Source organism: Rhodococcus sp. EPR-134 (assembly GCF_001647205.1).
GTDB lineage: Bacteria > Actinomycetota > Actinomycetes > Mycobacteriales > Mycobacteriaceae > Rhodococcus_F > Rhodococcus_F qingshengii.
Genome location: NZ_LVCT01000460.1, coordinates 1 through 2,180, shown reverse-complemented (window position 1 = coordinate 2,180; position 2,180 = coordinate 1). Strand labels below are relative to the sequence as shown.

Annotated in this window: 3 protein-coding genes; all 3 read right to left on the bottom strand. The window is 63.7% G+C overall.

All coding sequences use genetic code 11. The annotated features are described in order from the left end of the window. Positions 1-1,044, bottom strand: a 1,044-nt coding sequence (locus A2J01_RS21370) for a Na+/H+ antiporter subunit D (RefSeq protein WP_064113525.1), incomplete at its 3' end; no start/stop codon positions are given. Next, positions 1,041-1,673 carry a Na(+)/H(+) antiporter subunit C gene (locus A2J01_RS21365; RefSeq protein WP_003945054.1) on the bottom strand — a complete coding sequence of 211 codons (633 nt, stop codon included), beginning with the start codon at positions 1,671-1,673 and terminating at the stop codon, positions 1,041-1,043. The genes A2J01_RS21365 and A2J01_RS21370, both read right to left, overlap by 4 nt. After that, positions 1,670-2,180, bottom strand: a 511-nt coding sequence (locus A2J01_RS21360; RefSeq protein ID WP_331715332.1) for an MnhB domain-containing protein, incomplete at its 5' end; no start/stop codon positions are given. The genes A2J01_RS21365 and A2J01_RS21360, both read right to left, overlap by 4 nt.

The window sequence follows — 2,180 nt, the reverse complement described above, 5'->3', positions numbered from 1 at the left end:
GAGCGTCGTCTGCACGATGATGTGGTGGGCGACGTAGTAGATCGCGCCGGACAGCCCGGACGTCGTGGACAGTGCGATACCGAAGATCATGTAACCGATATGGCTGACCAGTGTGAACGAGAGCAGACGTTTGATGTCGCTCTGCGCGATGGCACCCATGATGCCGACCACCATCGTGAGCAGGCCGCACACCATCAGTACGTTGTCGAGTTCTCCTTGCGGGAACAGCAGTGAGTGTGCGCGGATGATCGCGTACACACCGACCTTGGTGAGCAACCCGGCGAAGACGGCGGTGATCGGTGCGGGCGCGGTCGGATACGAGTCCGGTAGCCACGCGGACAGCGGGAAAACCGCGGCCTTGATGCCGAACGCCACGAGCAGGACAGCGAAGATGGCGGTTCGTGTGCCCGGCGGAATGTTGTCGAAGCGCAGGGCCATGTCGGCCATGTTGAGGGTGCCGGTCGCCGCGTAGGCGAAGGCGATGCCCGCCAGGAAGATCAGCGAGGACACCATCGAGACCATCACGTACGAGACGCCGGCCCGGACGCGGTCGGCGCTGGCACCGAGCGTCAGGAGCACGAAACTCGCGGCGAGCAGAACCTCGAACCCGACGTAGAGGTTGAAGAGGTCACCGGCGAGGAACGCGTTGGAGATTCCGGCAGTCAATGCGAGATAGGTCGGCAGGAAGATCGAGACCGGCTGGGCCTCGCTGCCGTCGCGAATACCCTGACCGATCGCGTAGATCATGACGGCGAGCAACACCACCGACGAGACCACGAGCATCATCGCCGAGAGACGGTCGACCACGAGTGTGATGCCGATGGGGGAGTCCCAGCCGCCGACCTGAACGGCCGTCGTACCGTCGCGGTCGGCGAGGTAGAGCAGCAAGCCCGACACCGCGACGACGCCGACGAGCGCGATCAGTGTGATCACGCGCTGGAAACGAGGACGTCGGCCGACGACCAGCGTCGCAGCTGCGGCCAGCATCGGGATCAAGACGGGCAGGGGCGCAAGGGCTCCCATCAGGTTGTCCGAGATGGTCATGCGCCTCCACCTCCCTCGATCTTGGTCTGGCGAGCGTCTTTGCGCCGCTTCTCGGATTCCTTCTTACGAGCAAGGTCGGTGGCCCAGTCGGGTACCGGTTCGTCCTCGAAGTCGCCGTCGTGGAGGTCGTCGTAGCATTCGATGTCCTCGAGGTTGACCAGTTGTTCGAGGGGAATAGGGTTGCCGTCCTTGTCGAATGCGTCGCCGCCGATGCTCGGGGCACCGGTGACCGGGTCGTCGGAGCGGTCGTGGTCGGGAGCGTCGGCAGGCAGGCGACGCTTGAGAACCTTGGTGTCCTCGGGATCGTCCTCGACGGCGTCGGCGGTGTTGATCTTGTAAGACCGGTACGCCAGTGCCAGAACGAAGCCGGCGATACCCATCGTGATCACGATCGCCGTCAGGATCATGCCCTGGGCGAGCGGATCCGCTATTTCCTCGTGGACCGAATCTCGGCCGACGATGGGCGGATTCCCGTCCGATCCACCGACGGTCAGGATCAAGAGGTTGATGGCGTTGCCGAATAGAAGTAGACCGAGCAGCATCCGAGTGATGCTTCGTTCGATCAGCAGGTAGACACCGGCCGACGTGAGGACGCCGATCAGGATCAGCATTCCGATGTTTGCGCTCATGGTGCTTTCACCTCGATTTCTGCGTCGAGGCGGGCGCCGAGACTTCGGAGTACGTCCAGGACCAGGCCGACCACGATGAGGTAGACGCCCAGGTCGAAGAACAGTGCGGTGACCAGTTTGACGTGGCCGATGAGCGGGAGTGTGAACTCGAAGACGGCGGACGAGAGCGCCGGGGCGCCGAGGAACAGCGACACCAGGGCGGTGCCCGCGGCCAGCGCCAAACCGAGGCCGAGAATCTTGCCCGCGTCGATGGGTACGGCTTCACCGAGTTCGTAGCGTCCGCCGGCGAGGTACCGAAGTACCAGCGCCAGGCCCGCCGTCAGGCCTCCGGCGAAACCGCCACCGGGGGCATTGTGACCGGAGAAGAAGAAGTAGATCGACAACACCATGATGGTCGGGAAGATCAACCTCGTGGTGACCTCGAGAACCAGCGAACGGTGTCGAGGATCGATGAGGTCTCCGCCGCGCAACCACGTCGTGTCCGAGTTGGCAGCTGCCTTGTCGACG

Excerpts from the sequence above, each read along its gene's own strand:
- A2J01_RS21365 (WP_003945054.1), bottom strand. The coding sequence starts at position 1,673 with ATGAGCGCAAACATCGGAATGCTGATCCTGATCGGCGTCCTCACGTCG.